Raw genomic sequence first — 20,476 nt, 5'->3', positions numbered from 1 at the left:
CCGCGGGAGAGATTTGCGATCGGGATCGAGCCGCCCCGGCAAGCCGGTTACCGCAAGCAGGGGAGATCTCAGAACAAGGAGTTCAGGATACTGTGCAGTTCAAAGACTGTTGGCTCTGGTTTTCGCTTTGAGGTTGGTGGGCGAACTGGTTTACTCACGCGATGTCCGTCATAGCCCTCCGCGATATCACCGCTGCAACCGTGCGGGTGATTTGCGACTTGGAAACAAGAGAGGAGCAGAAACGCTTTGTCGCCCCCAATGCAGTCTCAATAGCGCAAGCGTATTTCGAGCCGCGAGCCATCTTCAGGGCAGTATACGCAGACGAGGTACCGGTTGGCTTCGTGATGTGGAAGCCAACCGATGAGACGGAAGTTGCCTATCTTTGGCGGTTCATGATCGACCATAACCACCAAAAGATGGGACACGCAAAACAAGCGATTACGCAGCTGATCGATCTTCTCCGCGATGCTGGCTACCGACGAATGCAGACGAGCGTCGTGCTCGGCGATGGCGGTCCGCTAGACTTCTATCGTTCGATCGGATTCGTTGAGACTGATGCGATGCTATCAAACGGAGAGCGGGTTCTAACGCGCAGCTTGTAGAATTCTGTATGATTCCGCTGCTGGTCTGAATTGTTAATTGGCGGCCTCTTTCATATACTGGAGCGCATTTCGCCTTTTAGATTTTTGGTTGCACCGCAGAAATCGTCGCAATCGGGCCAATGCGAACCTCGCGCCCAGCTCAGCGGCAAATGACCTGTAGCGATTGACCCCAGGCCGTGTGAAAACGCAAAGGCGATCAATCGCGATAGAACAAGTTACTCGTTCAAGGCCTTTTCATGTGCCCACATCGCAAGCGCATTCAATTTTGAAATCGAAATCAAGAATATCATTCTCGTCGCGCTTCGAACTTTTGACTTTTCACACAGCCTGGACCCAACTCGGACCTCAGATGGTGATGTGGTCACCCCTGCTTCGCCATTCGCTTGCTCGGAGAGTCGGGCGGCAATGAGACCCAGGGATGGCGTGACTCCTCCCACACCGAGACGGTCGGCGCGGGGAAATTCGGATCGGCGAAGTTTCCGATGGCAACAATGACGTATCCAGGAAAGCTTTCGCTCTCCCAGTAGACCGTGGAGCCGCACGTCGGACAGAAGTCAAAGGTCACCACTTTCCCGCTTTCGGCTGTCCGATTCCACGTCGTAGCCTTCCCGGTGACGGTGACCTGCTCGCGCCGGAAGCGCGCCTGGTTGCCAAATGCGCCGCCAGTACGGCGCTGGCACGCCAGACAGTGACACATGGAGATACGCGCCGATTCGCCTTCGATCGTAAGGTGAAGCTGCCCACAGCTGCAGGCGGCGTGTCGGGTGGTCATGGCTGAGCTCCTCGGCTGTTGATAGGGCAGAGTGTAGGCTGACTTGAAAACAACGCACAGACGCAGCGGGGTCGCGCCCGCTCTCCTCTTGGTGCTTCGGGTCACTTATCGCGCAGCCGAGAAGGGTGCTTCGACAATGAGCGTTCTTAGGAAGACGGCGAGGAGCTAGGGTGTGTCAGCAATTGGCACTTTTGAGGCATGCCCGCCTATCCCGAAGAATGTTCGTTCACCGGGGGTAGACCGGAAGTCGCCGTAGCCCGGCCAAACTAACGCGAATAACCCTTTGCGACATCAGCGGCGCGGGAATCTAGGAACGGCTTTCGCTAAAGCACTATGGGAATCGTCGGAATGGCGCAGCCGGTCACTTGGGATATTGCAAGGGCCGATTATCTGTATTCGGTTGCATATTTGCGGGCGATCTCGTTGACCTGCTCCCGAGTCAGCTGCTTTGGCGGGACCCCGGGCGGATTGCAGGTGTCGCGGAAAAAGCCATCCAAGCCAGCGGGCGCCATGATCCAGAGCAGGAGCAATTCGTGATCGGGATTGGCGAACCCATGCCAGGCATTCCTGGGAATGAATATCGTTCCGCCCCTCTCGAAAGGGTATCGTGTATCGTTCAATGTGAAAATTCCGCTGCCTTCCAGAACGTAGAAGGCTTCGTCCATCAGCAAGTGTCGGTGGATCGGAATACCCGCACCGACCGTCACCTGCTGAGTCCCCAAGGCAAGACTGTCCGAGCCCGTGGCAGGGCCGACCTTGATGAAGATATTGCCGACGTCGCGAAAATGAACGAGATGTTCGCCTTCGGCGGGGCCAAGTACATATCCCTGTGACGCCGCGGACCGAGCCTGGGTCATGCTGTTCCTCCGATCCGATGGATAGTGCTTGAATGGTATCATCCAGCACCTCATGCATCCACGGCCTCCAACGTCGGTTCTAGGCACATCACGTCAATTAGTGCTTTGCAGCGGCATGTCCGGCGTAGACCGGAAGTCATCGGCTCAGGGGTAAACCGACGCGATTGATCCGATGCGGATCTCGGTCGCGCCGGGTGGATTGGGCCAGGGATCGGGCTTGCTCACCAGGTTCTGGAGATAACATTAGGTTAGCGCGACCGAAGCCGTTCCAAGAGGAATTATGCTCGCTGAATCAGATTTCGCAGTCGACTGAATTCAAAGCCTTACGCAGGCCACCAAACGCGCTCAGCCGACAGGGCTCAGTTTCGCTGGCGCCCTTTGAACGCTCGGAAATGGTAGTTCGCTTGATATCGGTTGCCTTTGGCTTCGACTTAGGGAGGGCAGCGGTAGCGACCTTCTTCGATTTGGGATCATGCTGATGGCGGTTGATCACCCTCGGGGGCGCCGAAGAACCGATACCGATGCCTTCCGACGGAGAAACGCGTTCCGACGGAGAAATGCGTTCGTCGACCGGAGCAGGCGGCACTGGCGCCTCGCTGCTCGCAGCGGTAATTTCAAGTCGATCAACCTTCGCCAACGCACCATGTGAATCGGAAATGCCCACGACTGTCTCGGCAACAGGCTGAACGACCGCTGCCGCACGACGCGGTGGAGTTCTGAGTTCCATTGCGGCTAGTACTCCTACACCCAATGGGATGAGGAGGCCGAACAACATCATTCTCAGCATGATGCTCCTCCGACTTAAATTTGTGCCGGTGAAATTCTCCGATCTAATGAGGCAACTTGGCGGCGGCTGACATCACAACCCGACCCACGTGCAGGGCGTTTGCCAACAGGGTTAACCGGAATGACGAGTGGCATTTCAGAGAACCACCATAGGAACTGCATGAGATCAACGACAGGCGACTTCCGCTTTCGGAACTTCTCGGCCTGACTTGACGTCCTCGGTCGCATCTGCTGATTTCTGATTTTCAGAAATTCCATTGACGGCCGACCCAAATCAGCAATATATCGATTTGGTCCCGTCTCGATACGAGGGGCGTTTCGCGATCGTCACAAGCGCGGGATGGGATGCGGTGGACGTGGATGCGCCTTTGACGAACGGCGCTGATGCGTACGGCGAAGTCGTGTGGTCCTGACGCCCCGATGCTGGCGTCAAGTTGGCGGAAGCAATTCCGCCGGCGACGGTGACAACGAGCCCGGCCCGACCGGGGAGAGCACGATATAAGCCGTAAAGCCATTGCGCAGGGAATGTCGGATGCCTCCGCTGAACCTGTATGCTCGTGTGCGCCTTTTTGCACATTTTTGCACACGAGACCGCGGGTGCAGCGTGCACCCGGCATTCCCTGCGCCCTCTGACTGGAGGGTAAGGAAATTCGACAGCAAGCCTCGGGCAAATCGGGCCGCGAGATCGTGAAGTCGTGTCATCTCCCAGCCACTCCACGCAAGACAACGTCCCCATATGACCCCCTCATCTGCTAAACAGAATGCCATCAAGCAAAACAGGCGGCGCAAGACCGCTGGACGTGGAGGAAACATGTCGTCGGTTCGCCATTACGACTGGATCGCGCATTTCGGCCGCCGCACGCCGGACAAGATCGCGGCCATCGACCTCGCCAGCGACCGCCGGCTTTCCTACGCGCAGTTCGACGCGCGCATCTCGCGTCTTGCCACCCACTTGCGCGACACGCTCAAGGTCGTGCGCGGCGACCGCGTCGCAGTGCTGGCGCTGAATACGACCGATACACTGGAGGTGCAGTTCGCCTGCGGCCGGATCGGCGCGGTATTCCTGCCGCTGAACACGCGGCTTACGGTTCCCGAATTGCAGTTCATCGTCGGCGATTCCTCGCCGAAGATAATGATCCACGACACTGATCTGGCCGAAATCGCGCTGACGGTCGCAAAGCTATGCAACGTCTCCTCAGCGCTGCTGCTCGGGCCCGGCGGATCCTATGAAGCAGCGATTGCGGACTCAAAGCCGATCGACCGCTTCGAAGACGTTACGCATGACGACATCTCGACCATCATGTACACCTCGGGCACCACCGGCCTGCCCAAGGGCGCGATCATTACCCATGGCATGACGTTCTGGAATTGCGTCAATCTCGGCGGCCCCGCCTATGTCTCGCCGTCGACCGTGCTGCTCACCGTGCTGCCGCTGTTTCATACCGGCGGGCTCAATTGCTACACCAACCCGGTGCTGCATGCCGGCGGCACCGTGTTGATCATGCGCGCGTTCGACCCCGGCTTGGCGCTGCAACTGATCAGCGACCCATCCTGGGGCATTACTCAATTCTTCGGCGTGCCCGCGATCTACCAGTTCATGGCGCAGCATCCTTCGTTCGCGACATCAGATTTCAGCCGCCTCGTGATCGGCGGCGTCGGCGGCGCGCCGATGCCGGTACCGCTCCTGAAAGTGTGGGAAGAACGCGGCGTCGCCCTGCAGCAGGGCTATGGCATGACCGAGACGTCTCCGGCCGTGCTGGCGCTCGACCGCGAGGACGCCGCGCGCAAGGCCGGCTCTTCCGGCAAGCCGGTGCTGCACACGGAAGTGCGGATCGTCCGTCCTGATGGAACGGATGCGGATGTCGGCGAGCTCGGCGAACTCTGGGTCAAGGGACCGAACGTCACACCAGGCTACTGGAACAGGCCGGAGGCCAACGCGTCGTCATTCACCGATGGCTGGCTGCACACCGGCGATGCCACGCGCGTCGATGAGGAAGGATTCTACTACATCGTCGATCGCTGGAAGGACATGTACATTTCCGGCGGCGAGAACGTCTATCCGGCCGAAGTCGAGAGCGTGCTGCATCAGCTGACAGCTATCGCCGAGGCTGCCGTGATCGGTATCCCGAACGAGCAATGGGGCGAAGTCGGCATGGCGATCGTGGCGATCAAGCCCGGCCATACGCTCCGGCCGGAGGAGATCCATGCGCACTGCCAGGCCAATCTGGCGCGGTTCAAATGTCCGCGCCTGATCGAGTTCGTCGACGCCCTGCCGCGCAACGCCACGGGGAAAATCCACAAGCCGACATTGCGAAAGAATTTCAGCGCACTGAGGCCAACCGACAAGGCGGCCATTGCCTCATGATCGTGCGTCGGCATGCGACAAACGAAAAGCCCGCCGGTTCATCACCGGCGGGCTCTTGTATCAGAGGCCAATCAGAGGATCCCAGTACATCCGTGGAAATCCTAAAATCGGCGACCTTTAATCGACGCGAAGGTTCTCGGCGCTGGTCTTGCCGCGCATCGGGTCCTTCTTCGCTTCGAACGAGATCTTCTGACCTTCGTTGAGCGAGCTCAGACCTGCGCGTTCGACGGCCGAAATGTGGACGAAAACGTCCGTTCCACCATCATCGGGCTGAATGAAGCCAAAACCCTTGGTCGCGTTGAACCACTTAACTGTTCCGGTAGCCATGTAACTATCTCCAAGATGCGCGAAAGCGCTGTTGCCCGCACGACCTCCGCGCAGGCTTGATCCGATTTCAACGATGTCTTGGGGATTAGAGCCGGTTCGGCGTGGTCAACAAGGCAGAGCGATAATTCGAATAGGGCTCATATAGTGGGTTTCATTGGGAATGCAAGGCTGCAGGGCGCTATCCCGGCAGGAATAGCGCGAAGGATTCATCAGTGGTCCGCCGCAAATGCTGGCGGTACAGCGAATAATTGGGATCGTCGGGCGAAACCCTGCCAAAGGTCGGATGAGCTACCATTTTAATCGGCAAATAGGCGATTGGTGCCGCGATCGGCGTCAGCAACGAGCCGCGACCCGCGAGCAGCGTCGTGATGATCCCGTACATCTCGCCCGAAATCGCCAGGTGCGCCACTGTGATCAGGCGATGCTGGCCGTGCCGGTTGGTGACGAGATAGATATGTCTCGACTGGTTCGGCACCGCCACCTCGCCGAACTGGGTGAAGGCCGCGTCCTGCCGTTCGCTTTCGTGAAACACCAGCGAGGATGCCGCATTGTCCCAGGTGATCTCGGTGCGGTACGCGAAGATCGCGTCCTTGTCGCCGAACGAGGGGCGCACCGTGACATAAGTTCCTTCGATCCAGGCTACCGCGCGGCGCGAATAGGCGCCCAATCCATCCGGCGCAACCTCGCCGTTGACGGTGGCCGCGGGCGCCGGCCCCTCCGGCGTCTTGCGCAGGGAGACGCCGAGCGCCTGCTCGAGGCGGACGGTGGTGGCAAGCGTGAACGGCCGGCGGCCGCCGAGCACCTTCTCCAGCGTCAACAGGCTGAGTTTCGCGAGTTCGGCCAGCGATTGCCGGGAGATGCGGCGGCGGGCGATCTCCTCACGAATGGTGTCGGCGATCTGCCGGCTTTGCTCGGCGGAAAGCTGCTTGTCCGACGTCGGCATCGTCACCTCTGGCTTATCCGCGCCAGTCTAGCAGACGCACAATCCATCACAAACCCGCACAAAACCGTCCCGACCGTGGCGGCGCACGGTGGCGGGCGACCGAGCTAGGCCGATCATTCCGCTCGCGCCAAATCGCGGCTTTCCGCACCCTCACACCACGGCGAAATCGCCGTTCGGAGTGAGCAACATGACGACATGCGACGAAATCGAGGCCGACAAACGCAGCGAACAGCCCGGCCTGATCAGGCTGGTGCTGTTCTTCGTGATGCAGGGCGTTGCCGTAATCCTGGTCGGGTTCGCGGCATTATTTTTGAGCTTTGAACCGGTGTGGTCGACTGAACGCCCGCTGGCCGCCTATCTCAAACCCGGTGACGCGCGCTCCGGCTCGCTGCTGCTGAAGAACGAAGAAGGCTATGCCGACGCGACGCGGCTCGGCATCGATGTCGATCTCACCGTATCGGGTCCGACGGTCCGCGCCCGCGTCACGCAGATCTTCCGCAATCCGACGAAGGACTGGGTCGAAGCAGTCTATGTCTATCCGCTGCCGTCGGGCGGCGCGGTCGATACGCTGAAAATGGTGATCGGCGATCGCGTCGTGGTCGGCGATATCAAGGAGCGGCAGCAGGCAAAGATCATCTACGAACAGGCCAAGCAAAATGGACAGAAGGCGGCGCTGACCGAACAGGAACGGCCGAACATCTTCACCAACTCGGTCGCCAATATCGGTCCCGGTGAAACCGTGCTGGTGCAGATCGAATATCAAGAGCCGGTCCAGCAATCCGGCAACGAGTTCTCGCTGCGGGTGCCGATGGTGGTCGCCCCGCGCTACAATCCCGTGCCGGTTGTCCAAAGCGTCGACTTCCGGCCCGACGGCGGCGGCTGGGGTTCGGCCAAGTCCGATCCCGTGCCGGATCGTAACCGCATCTCGCCCGAAGTACTCGACCCCGCAACCAACGCGCCGGTCAATCCGACCCGCATCACCGTGCGGCTGCAGGCCGGCTTCCCGCTCGGCGGGATCAAGAGCCACCACCATGCAATCAAGACCGAAAAGCCAGATGCAGGCACGAGCATCATTCGCCTGGCCGAAGGTCCGGTACCGGCCGACCGCGATTTCGAACTGACCTGGAAACCTGTGGCCGAGAAGGCGCCCTCGGTAGGGTTGTTCCGCGAGCACGTCGGCGACAGCGATTACCTGCTCGCCTTCGTCACGCCGCCTTCGGTCGAACAGGCTCAGCAAAAGCCATTGCCGCGCGAGGTGATCTTCGTGATCGACAATTCCGGCTCCATGGGTGGCGTTTCGATCATTCAGGCCAAGGCAAGCCTCATCTACGCGCTCGACCGTCTGCAGCCGAACGACCGTTTCAACGTAATCCGCTTCGATCACACCATGGATGTCCTGTTCCCCGCGGCCGTGCCGGCTGACAGGGAGCATATCGGCCGGGCCACCTCCTTTGTCGACGCGCTACAGGCCAGTGGCGGCACCGAAATGGTGCCGGCGATGCGCGCGGCGTTGTCCGACAAGGTCGGCGATGCCAGCTACGTCCGGCAGGTCGTGTTCCTGACCGATGGCGCGATCGGCAACGAGCAGCAATTATTCGAAACCATCAATGCGCTGCGCGGCCGCTCGCGGATCTTCATGGTCGGCATCGGCTCTGCCCCGAACACCTACCTGATGACGCGCGCTGCCGAACTCGGCCGCGGCACCTTCACCCATATCGGTTCGGTCGAACAGGTCGAGGAGCGCATGCGGGGCCTGTTCGCCAAGCTGGAAAATCCAGCGGTGACCAATCTCACCGCGAAGTTCTCCGACGCCACGGCCGATATCACGCCGGTCGCGATCCCCGACGTCTATCGCGACGAGCCGCTGGTTCTGGCGGCAAAGCTCGACAAGCTCGCGGGCTCGATCGAGATCAAGGGCCGCATCGGCGACCGTCCCTGGGTCGTCACTCTGCCGCTGGCGAATGCGGCCGAAGGCAAAGGCCTGTCCAAACTCTGGGCGCGGCGCAAGATCGCGGATGCCGAAGTCGCGCGCACCACGCGGCAGGCGGGCCCGGAAGATGCCGACAAAACCATTCTGGCGCTGGCGCTCGAGCATCAGCTCGTCACGCGGCTGACCAGCCTGGTCGCGGTCGACAAGACGCCGAGCCGTCCGGAAGGCGAGCCGCTCAAGGTCTCGGAACTGCCGATCAACCTGCCGGCCGGCTGGGACTTTGAAAAAGTCTTCGGCGAACGCCTACGCCTTCCGGCAACGCCGACGGAACGGCGCGCTGATACGGAGGAAGCGCGGCTTCAGGTCGCGGCGCTGAAGCGGGCACAGCCTGTCGTCACCCAGGCGCCCAGCACGGTCACGCTGCCGAGGACGGCGACTGACGCTGAACTGAGGATGATCGCGGGTGTGATCCTGCTCACGGTCAGCCTGATCCTGTTGGTGTTCACTCGACGTCAGTTCAATCGACGTCAGATGTCACTGCGTTGACGTCGGCTGAAAGGAGGAGGTCTCCCCAACCTCCCCTTCCAGAGCGCGCGCGGCTCCACCCGTCCCCCAAGGCCGCGCGCGCCGCTTTCTCGATGATCGTCATTGCGAGCCAACATAATGCCCCGCTTCGTTCTCCCTCTCCTTCTCGGTTCCGCGGGCCTGATCCTGTTCGGCCAGGGGGCTTACATCCACGCCAAAGCGCGGCTCGCGCAGGTGCTGCTGGAACGGGCCTTTGAAAAAACCATCGCGACAGGGCGCGAGACAAAATCCTGGTCATGGGCCGACACATGGCCGGTCGCCCGCATCGAAGTGAAGCGGCTCCATGCCCGCGCCATCGTGCTCGCAGGCAGCAGCGGCCAGGCGCTCGCCTTCGGCCCGGGTCATGTCGAGCGGACGCCCGACGCCGGCGAACGCGGCGTGGCTGTCTATTCGGCGCATCGCGATACGCATTTCGCCTTCCTGAAGAACGTCGTCGTCGGCGACGAGATCGACGTTACAAGACACGACGGCCGGACGTTTAGCTACAGGGTCGATACGACCTCGGTCGTGCGCTTCGATGCCTCCGGCATCGATCCGCTCGCAGGCGGGCATGAACTGGTGCTGTCGACCTGCTGGCCGTTCGACGCGCTGACGCAAGGGCCCGAACGCTATCTTGTGCACGCCACGATGCTCGGAGACGCGCCGCCTTCACGCTGAATTCTCCGCGAGCCGGGATATCGTGCGTGGCGCGAATGGCGCTGCGCGCGCAACGCGTGTTGCCACCCCCGCCAAGTCCCAATAGAAAGGCCTCAATCATAAGAAAACCATGGCGCGGCGTTCATGCTCGATCGCCATGGCCAAAGAAAACAACAGAGTTAAGGGATATCCATGGACGCTCAGGCAAGCACCGCATCGCATCAAGCCGAAAAATGGTCGCCTTCGCCTGATGCCAGCGACATCGTCAAAAGCATCCATGCGATGCTGCACCCGCGCAATATCGTTCTGGTCGGCGCCACCGACAAGCCCGGCAACTATGCCGAGCGCATCTGGAACAATCTGATCAAGTACAAGTACGAAGGTGGGCTGTTCCCGGTCAACGCCAAGCGCGAAATGATCTGGGGCGTGCCCTGCTACAAGGATTTCGCCAGCCTGCCGGAAAAGCCCGATCATGTGCTGGTGCTGGTGCCGGCGCGTTTCGCGATGCAGGTGATCCGTGACGCCGCGGCGGCCGGCGCGCGCTCCGCCACCATCGTCACCTCGGGCTTCAGCGAGTTGCAGGACGAGGAAAGCCAGCGGCTTGCGGTTGAACTGAAGCAAGCCGTGAAAGAGACCGGCCTTGCCGTCACCGGCCCGAACTGCCTCGGCAACTTAAGCGCAGGCGAAAAGCTGTTCACCAATATCGACGACCGCATCGTCACCACGGAAGCAGGTCCGGTGGCGATTGCCGGACAATCCGGCGCGATCGTGATGGCGATCCGCCAGACGCTGGAGGATCGCGGCGTCGGTGTCGGTTACATGGTCACGACCGGCAACGAGACCGGCCTCGAGACGCCGGACCTGATGGCCTATTTCGCCGCCGATCCCTCGATCCGCGTCATCGTGGTCTATCTCGAAGGCGTGCGGAACACGAAGGTGTTTCGCGAAGCCTGCAAGGCTGCGCGCGCCGCCGGCAAGCCGGTGATTGCACTCAAGCTCGGCGCTTCCGAGGGCGGCCGTGCCGCCGCGATGGCGCATACCGGCGCGCTCGCCGGCTCGATCGAAACCTTTGACGCGATCTCAACGCGCGAAGGCGTGATCCGGGTGCGCGGGCTGGACGAGCTGATCGAGACCACCGAATGTTTCGTCCATGCCGATCCGCCGAAAGGCAACCGTATCGCCGCGGTTTCCCTGTCAGGCGGCAAGCGCGGCCTCCTGATCGATGCGTTCTATTCGGCCGGCATGAACTTCGCGCCGCTCAGCGCGAATGCAACCGAGCAACTGGCGCAAATGCTCGGGCCCGGCAGCATTGTCGGCAATCCGCTCGACGCGGGCTTTGCCGCTGTGGTCGATCCCTCGGTCTACATCAAGTCGATCAAGATCATGATCGACGACCCCGACACCGATATCGTCATCATCGACGCCGAACTGCCGAAGGCGCCGCACGAATTGCGCGAGCGCAATCTGCGGCTCGTCAACGAGATGGCAGGCGCCGCCAGTAAGCCCGTGGTCTATATCAGCGCGATGTCCATTGGATTCACTGAGTTCACCAAGGCTTTGCGCAAATCGCTGCCGAACATCGCGGTCATGCAGGGCCTCGACAGGGCGGTCGGCGCGATCAAGTCGCTGATCGAATATTCTTCCCTGCGCAAGGAAGTGCCGGACATCGTGTCGAGCTCGAAGGCGTCCGCGCGCGCGGTGCTGGAGAGGGCGCTGAAGAGCGCCAACGGTGCCGCCGCACTGGACGAGGTCGCCTCGAAGAAGCTGCTCAAGGCCTACGGTATCCCGGTTTCAAAAGAAGAAATCGCGCAGACCGCGGCGGAAGCGGTGAAGATCGCCAAGAAGATCGGCTTTCCCGTCGTCGCAAAAGTCGTCAGCGCCGACATCCTGCACAAATCCGACATCGGCGGCGTGGTGCTGAACCTCAACAGCGCGGCCGAGGTGAAAAAAGCGTTCAACGATATCACCGGGCGGGTGAAGAAGCTGAAGGGCAAGCCGAAGCTCGAGGGCATTCTGATCGCGCAGCAGGTCAAGGCCGACCTCGAACTCGTGGTCGGCGCCTCGCTCGACGCCGAGATGGGACCGGTGGTGCTGTTCGGCACCGGCGGCGTCGATATCGAACTGATGAATGATGTCGCCCTCGCCGGCGCCCCGCTGGATGAGGCCGAGGCGAAGCAACTGATCGCCAGAACGAAGGCCGGCGTGAAGATGAAGGGCTATCGCGGCAAACCGGCGCTGCACGAGCCTTCCGCCGTAAAGGCGCTGGTCGGGCTCTCCAATCTGATGGCCGACGCCGGCAACCGCATCGCCTCGATCGATGTCAATCCGTTCCTGATCAACAGCAAGGTCGGCGTCGCCGTCGACGGCCTGATCGTGCTCAACAACGATGCCGCGAACAAGGCGGCGGGGCATTAGCCACGGAAGCCGTAGGGTGGGCAAAGCGTAGCGTGCCCACCATCACGGGCAGAGTGCTTGATGGTGGGCACGGCGCAAGCGCGCCTTTGCCCACCCTACGGCACCGAGCAAGTTACAATCCCGCGCCCCATTTCTGCGCGGTCCGCACAATCCAGTCCCGATAAAGCGTAAGCGGCGTAACACCGGTCATGCCGCCGCAGCCAGCACTTCCGTTCGGTCCGGTCGACCAGCTCACCACGCCGACGATCAAGGGGCCGCCTTGCTTGTCCTCGAAAACAGGCGCGCCGGAATCTCCTGTGCAGGCGCCAAGCCCGTCACGCGTGCCCTGCCCGACGGGATCGACAAGCCGGATCTGCAGCGTGCCGGGCTTGCCGGTCGCGACCAGGCCGGCGACGCGGATGGTGCCGCCGCTCTTGCCGTCGCCGCGCACGGTCACGCCGATGCCGGCGATGGTGAAGCGGCTGCCGATCATGATGGGGATATTTGGCATGCCGAGCGCGGATGGCGTCTTGCCCTTGGGCGGCGCCGCCAATTGCAATAACGCGACATCTGCCGTCGCACGATGCGCCTGCATGGCCTGCATATTGAAGCCGGGATGAATGGCGACGGTCTTGACGTCCTGGAGCGACGGCTGCCGGTCCGCACCATATTCGACGATCTTGTAATCCGCGCCGGGCTGCACGCAGTGCGCCGCGCTCAGCACCAGTTTCGGCGCGATTAACGCGCCGGTGCAAAAATTACCGCGCGAGCCGACGATGGTGACGACCGAGTGGGCCACACCTTCCGTTGACGGCGAACCGCCGCCGACGATGGCGTGCGCGGGAACGGAGAGCAGCGGGGCAAAGCTGGCAATAAGGCCGGCAATCAAGCGAGGCAGGATTTTCATCGGCGCAGCAATAACCCGCGCAGCGCATGTCGCCAAGCGCCCGATCGCACTGGTTCCAGCGGGCAATTCGTGTTAGCCGCTCGCCAACGCATTTGTTTCAGGCAGGGCATGATGATCGAGGCAGTGATCTGGGATTTCGGCGGCGTGCTGACCACCTCGCCGTTCGAGGCATTTGCGCGGTATGAGACCGAGCGCGGGCTGCCCGCCGACATCATCCGGCGCACCAACGCCGCCAACCATCTGGAAAACGCCTGGGCCAAGTTCGAGCGCGCCGAGGTCGATATCGAAGCGTTCGACGAATTGTTCGCGGCCGAATCGCTGGCCTTGGGCGCGGCGGTTCGCGGCAGGGACGTGCTGCCGCTGCTGTCGGGCGATCTGCGGCCCGAGATGGTCGAGGCGCTCAAGCGCGTGAAGGCGCAGTTCAAGACCGGCTGCATCACCAACAACCTTCCCGCCAACGCCATCGGCAGCCACAGCGGCCGCACGCTCTATGTCGCCGAAGTGATGGCGCTGTTCGACCATGTCATCGAGTCGGCAAAAATCGGCCTGCGAAAACCCGACCCGCGCATCTACCGCATGATGGTCGAGACGCTGCAGGTCGATCCCAAGAACTGCGTCTATCTCGACGACCTCGGCGTCAACCTGAAGCCGGCGCGCGAGATGGGGATGACCACGATCAAGGTGGTCAATGCGGCGCAGGCGATTAACGAGCTGGAAGCTGCTACCGGGCTGGCATTGCGCTAGGCGGAAAATGGCGGAATTTGCCGCCGCCCATGTCCAAACGACGCTTGTTCTTTGCCGGGAACGCAGGCAGAACACTCTGAAATCCATCGAATTCGGAGTTGAAACCCGTGGCTGATATCAGGCCGTCGGCCTCGATCGAGGCAGTGGAAAGCGGTCTTGCGGCGCAAGGCTATATTGCGAGCCGCCAGATCGCGACCGCGGTCTATCTGGCGCAGCAGATCGAAAAACCCATCCTGGTCGAAGGCCCCGCCGGCGTCGGCAAGACGGAACTTGCGAAAGCGATCGCCGCCTGGCGCGGCATGAAGATGATCCGCCTGCAATGCTATGAGGGACTCGACGAAGCCAAGGCGCTCTACGAGTGGAAATACGCCAAACAGCTTCTGTACACGCAGATCCTGAAGGACAAGCTCGGCGAAGTCCTCGGCGGCGCTCCGACGCTGGAAGCGGCGCTCAATCAGCTTCACGATTTCGGCGATGTGTTCTTCTCCAAGGAGTTCGTCGAGCCGCGGCCGTTGCTGCAGGCGCTGGAACAGCCGGCCGGCTGCGTATTGCTGATCGACGAAATCGACAAGTCGGACGCCGAATTCGAATCGCTCCTGCTGGAAATCCTCAGCGACTTCCAGGTGACGATTCCGGAACTCGGAACAGTCGTCGCCGTCGCGCCGCCGACCGTGATCCTGACCTCGAACAGCGAGCGTGATCTCGGCGACGCGCTGAAGCGGCGCTGCCTGCATCTTCACATCGGCTTCCCCGAGCAGAAGCTGGAAGAGCGGATCGTCGAGAGCCGCGTGCCCGGCATTTCGCAGACGCTGCGCAAGCAGATGGTGGGCTTCATTCACGAGGTCCGCACGCTCGATCTCAAGAAATTACCGTCGGTCAGCGAAACCATCGACTGGGCGCGTGTGCTGGTGCTGTTGCAGGCGCCCGAACTCGGCCACGAGATGGTCAAGGATACGCTGAACGTCCTCCTGAAATACGAGGCGGATATCGAGGCCACCATGCCTCAGGTCTCCACCTTCATCGCCAAGGCCTCGCGTCAGAACGTCTTCGGATAGACAAGGGATGAGAGAGAACCTGCATCGCTTCTTTCGTGCGGCGCGGGGCGCGGGGGTGAGACTCTCGCCGGCCGAGAGTATCGACGCGATGCGCGCCGTCTCCAAGGTCGGCTTTGCCGACCGGACGGTGCTGCGCGATACCTTCCTCTTGACGCTGGCCAAGACGCAGGATGAGAAGAAGGCGCTTGGCGATTGTTTTGATCTGTTCTTCGATCAGCCGGAGCCGCAATCTCCACCTGAAGACAGCAAGGCCAACCAAGAAGACCAATCGGGATCCAGTCCCTCATCCGATTCGTCTGATGACGCCAGCGGCGGCGGCGAGCAGGCCGAGGGGCTTGGCCAGCTCGCCCAGATGCTGCTGGCGCAGGACCGCAACCAGATTTCGGCGGCCATCGCCAACGCCGCGAGCGCGGCGTCGCTGTCCGACATCCGCTATTTCACGCAACGCGGTATCTTCTCAGGCCGCATCCTCGACCGGATGGGCATCGAGCGCCTGCGCGACGATCTCGATAATCTCGCCGAAGCCAACCCTGCCCTGGCCGAGCGGCTGACCAATGCGCTGGACGGGCTGCGCGGAACGGTCCGCGACACCGTCTCGCAGGCGCTGATGCTGTACGGGCGCGAGGAAGCGGAAAACCTCCGCAATGAGATTTTGCGTAACGCGCCGCTGTCGCGGATCGAGCCGCGGCAGGTCGAGCAGATGCGGCACCTGATCCGCCAGATCGCCCGGCGCCTGCGCGAGCGCTACTCCAAGCCGCGCAAGCGCCAGCGCCGCGGCCATCTCGACGTTCGCCGCACCATCCGCCGCAACGCCGCCTGGGGCGGCGTGCCGTTCCTCACCGCGTGGAAGCGCCGGCACCGCGACAGACCGAAGATCGTGGCACTCTGCGACGTCTCGGGCTCGGTGGCGCGAGTGTCCGATTTCTTCCTGCTGTTGATCCACAGCCTGCACGAGGTCGTGGACGATGTCCGCTCGTTTGCGTTCTCCGGGCATCTGATCGAGGTCAGCGACATCCTGGAATCCAAATCGCCGGAAGAGGCGATGGCCGAGATCATGTCCAAGGTCGGCTTCGGCTCGTCCGATTACGGCAATTCCTTCGACGATTTCGAACACGGCTGGATGAGCGCGATCACGCCGCAGACTACCGTGATCGTGCTCGGCGACGCCCGCAGCAACAACCTCGATCCCCGTGCCGACATCCTTCGCCGCATCGCCGAGCGGTCGAAGCGGGTAGTCTGGCTCAATCCCGAGGGCCGCATGGCCTGGGGCTGGGGCGATTCAGAGATGCCGCGCTATTCGACCTTCTGCACCGTAGTCCGCCAATGCGCCACCGCGAAACAGCTCGAACGCGCTGTATCGGATATCGTGGCAAGCTATCAGTAGGCGCCTTCACGCATCGATCGCCTGCTTGATGCGCTTGCGCGTCAGCGGCAAATTCCGCAGCCGTTTTCCCGTGGCATTGGCAATGGCGTTTGCAATCGATGCCGCCGCCGGCCCCTGCCCGGTTTCGCCACTGCCGAGGAACGGCTGCCCCGGCCGGTCGATGATGTGAACCTCGATGCTGTCAGGCACGGCGTCGAAACGCAGGATCGGATAGGTCTGCCAGTCGATGCTGGTTATCCTGGTGTCGTCGAAGGCAACGCTTTCGTACAATGTCCAGCTCATCGACTGCACGATTGCACCTTCGATCTGGTTGATCAACCCGTCCGGATTGACCACCTGCCCGCTGTCGACCGCCGCCACCGCGCGGACCAGACGTGGACGGCCGGTCTCCCGATTAACCTCAACCTCGGAAGCAATGGCGCAATAGGCCGCCAGATTCTTGTAACGCGCAAAGGCAAAGCCGAAGCCGCGATCCCGCGGCGCTTTCTGGCCGCGCTTCCATCCGAAACCCAGCGCCGCCTTTTCGATCACGGCACGGCCACGCTGATCCTCAAGATGTTTCAAACGGAATTCGACGGGGTCGGCATCGGCGAGGCCGGCGAGTTCGTCCATGAAGCTTTCGATCGAAAACACGTTGTGATAGGCCCCCAGCGCCCGCATCGCCGAAATCCGGAGCGGCATCGCCGGGATGAAGTGGTGCACCACCTGCGCGTTGGGAAACGTGTAAATCGGGATTGCGTTGCGGTCACCGCCGCCTTCCGGCAGCGGCAACGGCCTGGGAGCAGGCACGGCAAAGGGTTGCGCCATGTGCTGCGCCGCCAGCATCGCTCCGGCGCCGCCCGGCCGCATCGAGTGCGTATTGCTCCAGACATCGAAATGCCAGTCGGCGATCTTGCCGTTGCCATCGAGCGAGGCCTTGAGTTTCGTCACCATCGCCGGGCCGAACGGCTCCCAGGCATGTTCCTGTTCGCGCATCCATTGCACGCGAACGGGGCGGCCGGGCAATGCGCGGGCGATCAGCGCGGCGTCGGCCCCGGCATCGTCGGCGCCATTATGGCCATAGCAGCCGGAGCCTTCGACATGGATCAGGCGAACGCTGGCCGGAGGCATGCGCAACATTTCCGCGATGCCCTGACGATCGGGATAGACGCCTTGCGTATGCGTCCATACCGTCATCGCGCCATCGATCAATTGCGCCACGGCACAAGACGGACCGATCGATCCGTGCGCCTGATAGGGCCGCGTATAGGTCGCCTCGATGGTCTTCTGGCCAGTGACTGCAGGATTGCTGCGCTCAAAGATGGTCGTGTTCTGCGAAGGCAAGCCAGTCAAGACGCGCGGTAGATCATCCTGCTTCGGCAAGCTTGCGGTCTCCTGCCACTTCGCGGCGGTGGCAAGCGCATTCATCGCCTTGATCGACTGGAACTCCTTTTCCGCGACCACCGCAAGGAAATTGCCGTCACGCACCACCTTGACGACGCCGCGCAGCTTCTCCACAGCGGCGGTATCGCATTCCGTCAGTTGCGCGCCATAGCTCGGCGGTCGCACGATGCGGGCGTGCACCATCCCGGGCAGTCGCATGTCCTGAACATAGGCCGCACCGCCGGTGACCTTGGCGGGGATATCGACGCGCGGCACAGGCCGGCCAATGACCTTGAATGTCGCGGGGTCCTTCAGTTCCGACTTCGGCTGCGCCTGGACATGCAGCATATCGTCCCGGACGAGTTCACCATACGACAGACGTTTACCGTCAGGCGCGATTACCGCGCCGTCTGCCGTCCGCAGATTCTCGGCCGGCAGTCCAAGCCGCCCTGCTGCTTCTGCAAGCAGCAGTTCGCGCGCCTGCGCCGCCGCGTTCTGGATCGCGGTGCCGCTGTCCTTCATGGAGTTACTGCCCGCCGTATAGCCCTCGTTCGCAGTCAGACGCGTGTCCGCCGTCGTCACCTTGAGAGATTCAAAGGCCACGTCGAGCTCCTCAGCCGCGATCTGCTGAAACGCCGTCTTGAAACCCTGACCGAGTTCGGCCTTGCCCGTGAACACCTCAATACTGCCACTGGCGTCGATGCGGATCCATGCGTCGAGATAGGGCGAATTTTTCAAGCTGCCGGGCAGGCTCGGTGCGGGAGCTGCTCTGGACGCGCCTTGCTGCTGCGCCAAAGCGCCTGACAACGAGAAGCTGACAATCAGCGCGCCGCCGCCTGCCAGCACGCGACGGCGATCGATCATCGCGGGGGCGTTCATCGGGCCCTCCTATCGGCCGTCAACGACGCATCCGCGCTGTCCATCAGCCTCGCCGCGCGACGCACCGCGCGCAGGATGCGCATGTGGGTGCCGCAACGACATAGATGAGGCTCAAGCTCGGAGCTGATCTGTTCATTGGTCGGCCTGGAATTTCTCTGCAGAAGGGCCTGCGCCCGCATCATGATTCCGGCGATGCAGTAGCCGCATTGCGCTGCCTGCTCTTCCATAAAAGCGCGCTGGATCGGCGCGGGTTCTGACGCTGTGCCGAGGCCCTCGAGCGTCGTTACCTGCTTGCCTTCCAGCAAAATCATCGGCGTTACGCAGGAGAGCACGGCCTTGCCGTCGACGATCACCGTGCATGCGCCGCATTGGCCCAGTCCGCAGCCGAATTTGGCGGCGTTGAGCTTGATGTCTTCGCGCAACACATAGAGCAGCGGCGTATCCGGATCGGCATCCACCTGATGCTCCCGACCGTTGACCTTCAATGTCACCATGGCTTTTCTCGCTGCTGAGAATCGGTGGGCGGGCTGCGCGGCGCGGGCGATGTCTGGAGAAATGCAGTCTGCGCGCGGCGTGCATCTTGAACCGTCTTTTCAACGCCAGACCATGGCGGTTGGTTGCTGAACCGCGCGCGCAGATAATTCAACAAGGCCGAAACCTGCGCATCGGTCATGCTGGCGGCAAATCCGGGCATGATCGGGCTGCGTTCGCCTTCGATGGCCTGGACGCCGGACAGCACGATATTGGCGAGATTGCGCGGATCGGGGCTGGCGATCGCGGTACTGAGAGCCAGATCGACCCCGCCATAAGGCAGCGGCCGTCCGCTCGCATGGCATGACGCGCAGGCAGCGGCATAGATCGACGCACCGGCCGTGTTGGTTTGGGAAGCGGGGACCGAAGATGCTTTGGCTTGTTCCAGCGCGGCCTCGCCCTGACGTTTGCGATCCGGCGTCGGCGTTCCCGATACGCCGGCCATGTAGACCGCGATCGCGCGGACGTCGCTTGACGGAACCGAGGACAGATTACTGACCACCTCCGCCATCGGCCCGCGCGCCGTGCCGTGGTCGGGGTGCCAGCCGTCGCGCAAATAAGCGAACAGGGCATCAGCATCCCAGGGCACCGGCGCGTGGGACCGATCGTTGAGCGCATAGGCGTGCCAGTTGTCGACATCGCCGCCGGCAAATTGCGCGCTGTTGCGTTCAGCACCCAGCGCATTGCGTGGCGTGTGGCAGGCGCCGCAATGCGCCAACCCCTCGACCAGATAGGCGCCGCGGTTCCATTCGGCGCTTTGCTTGGGATCAGGCTGATAGGTGCCGTGACGAAGGAAAAGCAATTTCCATCCGGCAATGGCGAACCGCTGGTTGAACGGGAAGGAAAGCTGGTTTTCGCGCGCCGGCGCGCGGACGGGCTGCCGCGTCATCAGGAACGCATAGAGTGCCCGGTCATCCTCGTCGCTGACATTGGTGAAGTGGTCGTATGGGAATGTCGGATAAAGGTGCTGCCCTTCACGATTGACGCCGGAGCGCATCGCGCGCTGAAACGCGGCTTCCGACCATCGCCCGATTCCCGTCTCCGCATCCGGCGTGATGTTCGAGGAGAAGATCGTGCCGAACGGGGTCGGCACCGGCAGACCGCCGGCAAAGTTCTTAGCCCCGCGCACGGTATGGCAATTGCTGCAATTGCCGATCGCCGCCAGGTCGCGACCTCGCTTGACGAGAGCGGCATCGAAGGCCTGCGGCCCGGGCGGCTCGACCGCCGCGATCGCCGGGCGCCACACGATTGCAAAGGCAGCCGCCGCGCCGCCAAGCAGCACGACGGCAACGATGCTGACGACAATTCGGGACGGTCCCATCATGCGGTCCCTTGCGCTCCCTTTGCGTTTATAGCTGTTGGGTTGTATTTTAACACAGTTCACCCGCCACCGTTCACCCGTGGAAGCATCAATTAC

Annotated in this window: 17 protein-coding genes; 8 read left to right on the top strand and 9 right to left on the bottom strand. The window is 62.1% G+C overall.

Features of this window, described 5'->3' with window-relative positions:
• The first annotated feature begins 161 nt into the window (after positions 1 to 161).
• Complete coding sequence (locus V1286_RS36475) at positions 162 to 602, top strand: GNAT family N-acetyltransferase (protein WP_334488478.1); 441 nt, start codon at positions 162 to 164, stop codon at positions 600 to 602.
• 361 nt (positions 603 to 963) lie between these two features.
• Here V1286_RS36475 and V1286_RS36470 read toward each other — a convergent pair whose 3' ends face one another.
• The 3 genes from V1286_RS36470 to V1286_RS36460 all read right to left on the bottom strand — a co-directional run bounded on the left by V1286_RS36470 (position 964) and on the right by V1286_RS36460 (position 3,018).
• Positions 964 to 1,374: a GFA family protein gene (locus V1286_RS36470; RefSeq protein WP_334488476.1), complete on the bottom strand. Its 411-nt coding sequence runs from the start codon at positions 1,372 to 1,374 to the stop codon at positions 964 to 966.
• 386 nt (positions 1,375 to 1,760) lie between these two features.
• On the bottom strand, positions 1,761 to 2,273 hold the full coding sequence (locus tag V1286_RS36465) for a cupin domain-containing protein (RefSeq protein WP_334488474.1): 513 nt from the start codon (positions 2,271 to 2,273) through the stop codon (positions 1,761 to 1,763).
• Positions 2,274 to 2,523: 250 nt separating this feature from the next.
• Positions 2,524 to 3,018 (bottom strand): hypothetical protein, encoded by a 495-nt coding sequence (locus V1286_RS36460; protein WP_334488471.1) that lies wholly within the window; start codon positions 3,016 to 3,018, stop codon positions 2,524 to 2,526.
• 810 nt (positions 3,019 to 3,828) lie between these two features.
• Here V1286_RS36460 and V1286_RS36455 point away from each other — a divergent pair.
• The gene (locus V1286_RS36455; protein ID WP_334488468.1) at positions 3,829 to 5,382 is read left to right on the top strand and encodes an acyl-CoA synthetase; all 1,554 of its coding nucleotides are present in this window, start codon (positions 3,829 to 3,831) and stop codon (positions 5,380 to 5,382) included.
• Between the two features lie 117 nt (positions 5,383 to 5,499).
• Here the strand turns inward: V1286_RS36455 and V1286_RS36450 are convergent, their stop codons facing one another.
• Together V1286_RS36450 and V1286_RS36445 are read right to left on the bottom strand one after the other, a co-directional pair.
• Complete coding sequence (locus tag V1286_RS36450) at positions 5,500 to 5,709, bottom strand: cold-shock protein (RefSeq protein ID WP_192735591.1); 210 nt, start codon at positions 5,707 to 5,709, stop codon at positions 5,500 to 5,502.
• Positions 5,710 to 5,887: 178 nt separating this feature from the next.
• Positions 5,888 to 6,652 carry a helix-turn-helix domain-containing protein gene (locus V1286_RS36445; protein ID WP_334488465.1) on the bottom strand — a complete coding sequence of 255 codons (765 nt, stop codon included), beginning with the start codon at positions 6,650 to 6,652 and terminating at the stop codon, positions 5,888 to 5,890.
• 187 nt (positions 6,653 to 6,839) lie between these two features.
• Between V1286_RS36445 and V1286_RS36440 the strand changes: the two genes are divergently transcribed.
• From V1286_RS36440 to V1286_RS36430, 3 genes are all read left to right on the top strand, one after another.
• A complete protein-coding gene (locus V1286_RS36440; protein WP_334488462.1) occupies positions 6,840 to 9,128 on the top strand; it encodes a marine proteobacterial sortase target protein in 2,289 nt (762 codons plus the stop codon).
• Positions 9,129 to 9,245: 117 nt separating this feature from the next.
• Positions 9,246 to 9,824 carry a class GN sortase gene (locus tag V1286_RS36435; RefSeq protein ID WP_334488460.1) on the top strand — a complete coding sequence of 193 codons (579 nt, stop codon included), beginning with the start codon at positions 9,246 to 9,248 and terminating at the stop codon, positions 9,822 to 9,824.
• Between the two features lie 171 nt (positions 9,825 to 9,995).
• Positions 9,996 to 12,218, top strand: a complete 2,223-nt coding sequence (locus V1286_RS36430) for an acetate--CoA ligase family protein (RefSeq protein WP_334488457.1) — start codon at positions 9,996 to 9,998, stop codon at positions 12,216 to 12,218.
• Between the two features lie 112 nt (positions 12,219 to 12,330).
• On the opposite strand, the gene V1286_RS36425 is transcribed toward V1286_RS36430, so the two are convergent.
• Positions 12,331 to 13,104 (bottom strand): S1 family peptidase, encoded by a 774-nt coding sequence (locus V1286_RS36425; protein ID WP_334488454.1) that lies wholly within the window; start codon positions 13,102 to 13,104, stop codon positions 12,331 to 12,333.
• 108 nt (positions 13,105 to 13,212) lie between these two features.
• Between V1286_RS36425 and V1286_RS36420 the strand changes: the two genes are divergently transcribed.
• The 3 genes from V1286_RS36420 (at position 13,213) to V1286_RS36410 (ending at position 16,287) form a co-directional block, all read left to right on the top strand.
• Entirely contained in the window at positions 13,213 to 13,848 is a 636-nt protein-coding gene (locus V1286_RS36420) for an HAD-IA family hydrolase (RefSeq protein ID WP_334488452.1), read from the top strand.
• Positions 13,849 to 13,955: 107 nt separating this feature from the next.
• Positions 13,956 to 14,903, top strand: a complete 948-nt coding sequence (locus V1286_RS36415; protein ID WP_334488450.1) for an AAA family ATPase — start codon at positions 13,956 to 13,958, stop codon at positions 14,901 to 14,903.
• 7 nt (positions 14,904 to 14,910) lie between these two features.
• Positions 14,911 to 16,287, top strand: coding sequence for a vWA domain-containing protein (locus V1286_RS36410; protein ID WP_334488448.1), 1,377 nt, complete (start codon positions 14,911 to 14,913; stop codon positions 16,285 to 16,287).
• A 6-nt stretch (positions 16,288 to 16,293) separates the two neighbouring features.
• Here V1286_RS36410 and V1286_RS36405 read toward each other — a convergent pair whose 3' ends face one another.
• Genes V1286_RS36405 through V1286_RS36395 form a run of 3 tightly spaced genes read right to left on the bottom strand, consistent with a single transcriptional unit; the run spans position 16,294 to position 20,383 of the window.
• Positions 16,294 to 18,528 carry a xanthine dehydrogenase family protein molybdopterin-binding subunit gene (locus V1286_RS36405; protein WP_334488447.1) on the bottom strand — a complete coding sequence of 745 codons (2,235 nt, stop codon included), beginning with the start codon at positions 18,526 to 18,528 and terminating at the stop codon, positions 16,294 to 16,296.
• Positions 18,525 to 19,022: a (2Fe-2S)-binding protein gene (locus V1286_RS36400; RefSeq protein WP_334488445.1), complete on the bottom strand. Its 498-nt coding sequence runs from the start codon at positions 19,020 to 19,022 to the stop codon at positions 18,525 to 18,527. The genes V1286_RS36405 and V1286_RS36400 overlap by 4 nt, the downstream gene beginning before the upstream one ends.
• A complete protein-coding gene (locus V1286_RS36395; protein WP_334488442.1) occupies positions 19,016 to 20,383 on the bottom strand; it encodes a cytochrome c in 1,368 nt (455 codons plus the stop codon). The genes V1286_RS36400 and V1286_RS36395 overlap by 7 nt, the downstream gene beginning before the upstream one ends.
• Between the last annotated feature and the right edge of the window lie 93 nt (positions 20,384 to 20,476).

The organism is Bradyrhizobium algeriense, assembly GCF_036924595.1.
In the GTDB taxonomy this organism is placed as follows: Bacteria; Pseudomonadota; Alphaproteobacteria; order Rhizobiales; family Xanthobacteraceae; genus Bradyrhizobium; species Bradyrhizobium algeriense.
The sequence above is the reverse complement of the archived record's forward strand: the minus strand, read 5'-3'. Positions and strand labels throughout refer to the sequence as shown.

Excerpts from the sequence above, each read along its gene's own strand:
- V1286_RS36475 (WP_334488478.1), top strand. The coding sequence starts at position 162 with ATGTCCGTCATAGCCCTCCGCGATATCACCGCTGCAACCGTGCGGGTG.
- V1286_RS36445 (WP_334488465.1), bottom strand. The coding sequence starts at position 6,652 with ATGCCGACGTCGGACAAGCAGCTTTCCGCCGAGCAAAGCCGGCAGATC.
- V1286_RS36465 (WP_334488474.1), bottom strand. The coding sequence starts at position 2,273 with ATGATACCATTCAAGCACTATCCATCGGATCGGAGGAACAGCATGACC.
- V1286_RS36410 (WP_334488448.1), top strand. The coding sequence starts at position 14,911 with ATGAGAGAGAACCTGCATCGCTTCTTTCGTGCGGCGCGGGGCGCGGGG.
- V1286_RS36400 (WP_334488445.1), bottom strand. The coding sequence starts at position 19,022 with ATGGTGACATTGAAGGTCAACGGTCGGGAGCATCAGGTGGATGCCGAT.
- V1286_RS36470 (WP_334488476.1), bottom strand. The coding sequence starts at position 1,374 with ATGACCACCCGACACGCCGCCTGCAGCTGTGGGCAGCTTCACCTTACG.
- V1286_RS36440 (WP_334488462.1), top strand. The coding sequence starts at position 6,840 with ATGACGACATGCGACGAAATCGAGGCCGACAAACGCAGCGAACAGCCC.
- V1286_RS36395 (WP_334488442.1), bottom strand. The coding sequence starts at position 20,383 with ATGATGGGACCGTCCCGAATTGTCGTCAGCATCGTTGCCGTCGTGCTG.
- V1286_RS36455 (WP_334488468.1), top strand. The coding sequence starts at position 3,829 with ATGTCGTCGGTTCGCCATTACGACTGGATCGCGCATTTCGGCCGCCGC.
- V1286_RS36420 (WP_334488452.1), top strand. The coding sequence starts at position 13,213 with ATGATGATCGAGGCAGTGATCTGGGATTTCGGCGGCGTGCTGACCACC.
- V1286_RS36405 (WP_334488447.1), bottom strand. The coding sequence starts at position 18,528 with ATGAACGCCCCCGCGATGATCGATCGCCGTCGCGTGCTGGCAGGCGGC.
- V1286_RS36430 (WP_334488457.1), top strand. The coding sequence starts at position 9,996 with ATGGACGCTCAGGCAAGCACCGCATCGCATCAAGCCGAAAAATGGTCG.
- V1286_RS36425 (WP_334488454.1), bottom strand. The coding sequence starts at position 13,104 with ATGAAAATCCTGCCTCGCTTGATTGCCGGCCTTATTGCCAGCTTTGCC.
- V1286_RS36435 (WP_334488460.1), top strand. The coding sequence starts at position 9,246 with ATGCCCCGCTTCGTTCTCCCTCTCCTTCTCGGTTCCGCGGGCCTGATC.
- V1286_RS36450 (WP_192735591.1), bottom strand. The coding sequence starts at position 5,709 with ATGGCTACCGGAACAGTTAAGTGGTTCAACGCGACCAAGGGTTTTGGC.
- V1286_RS36460 (WP_334488471.1), bottom strand. The coding sequence starts at position 3,018 with ATGCTGAGAATGATGTTGTTCGGCCTCCTCATCCCATTGGGTGTAGGA.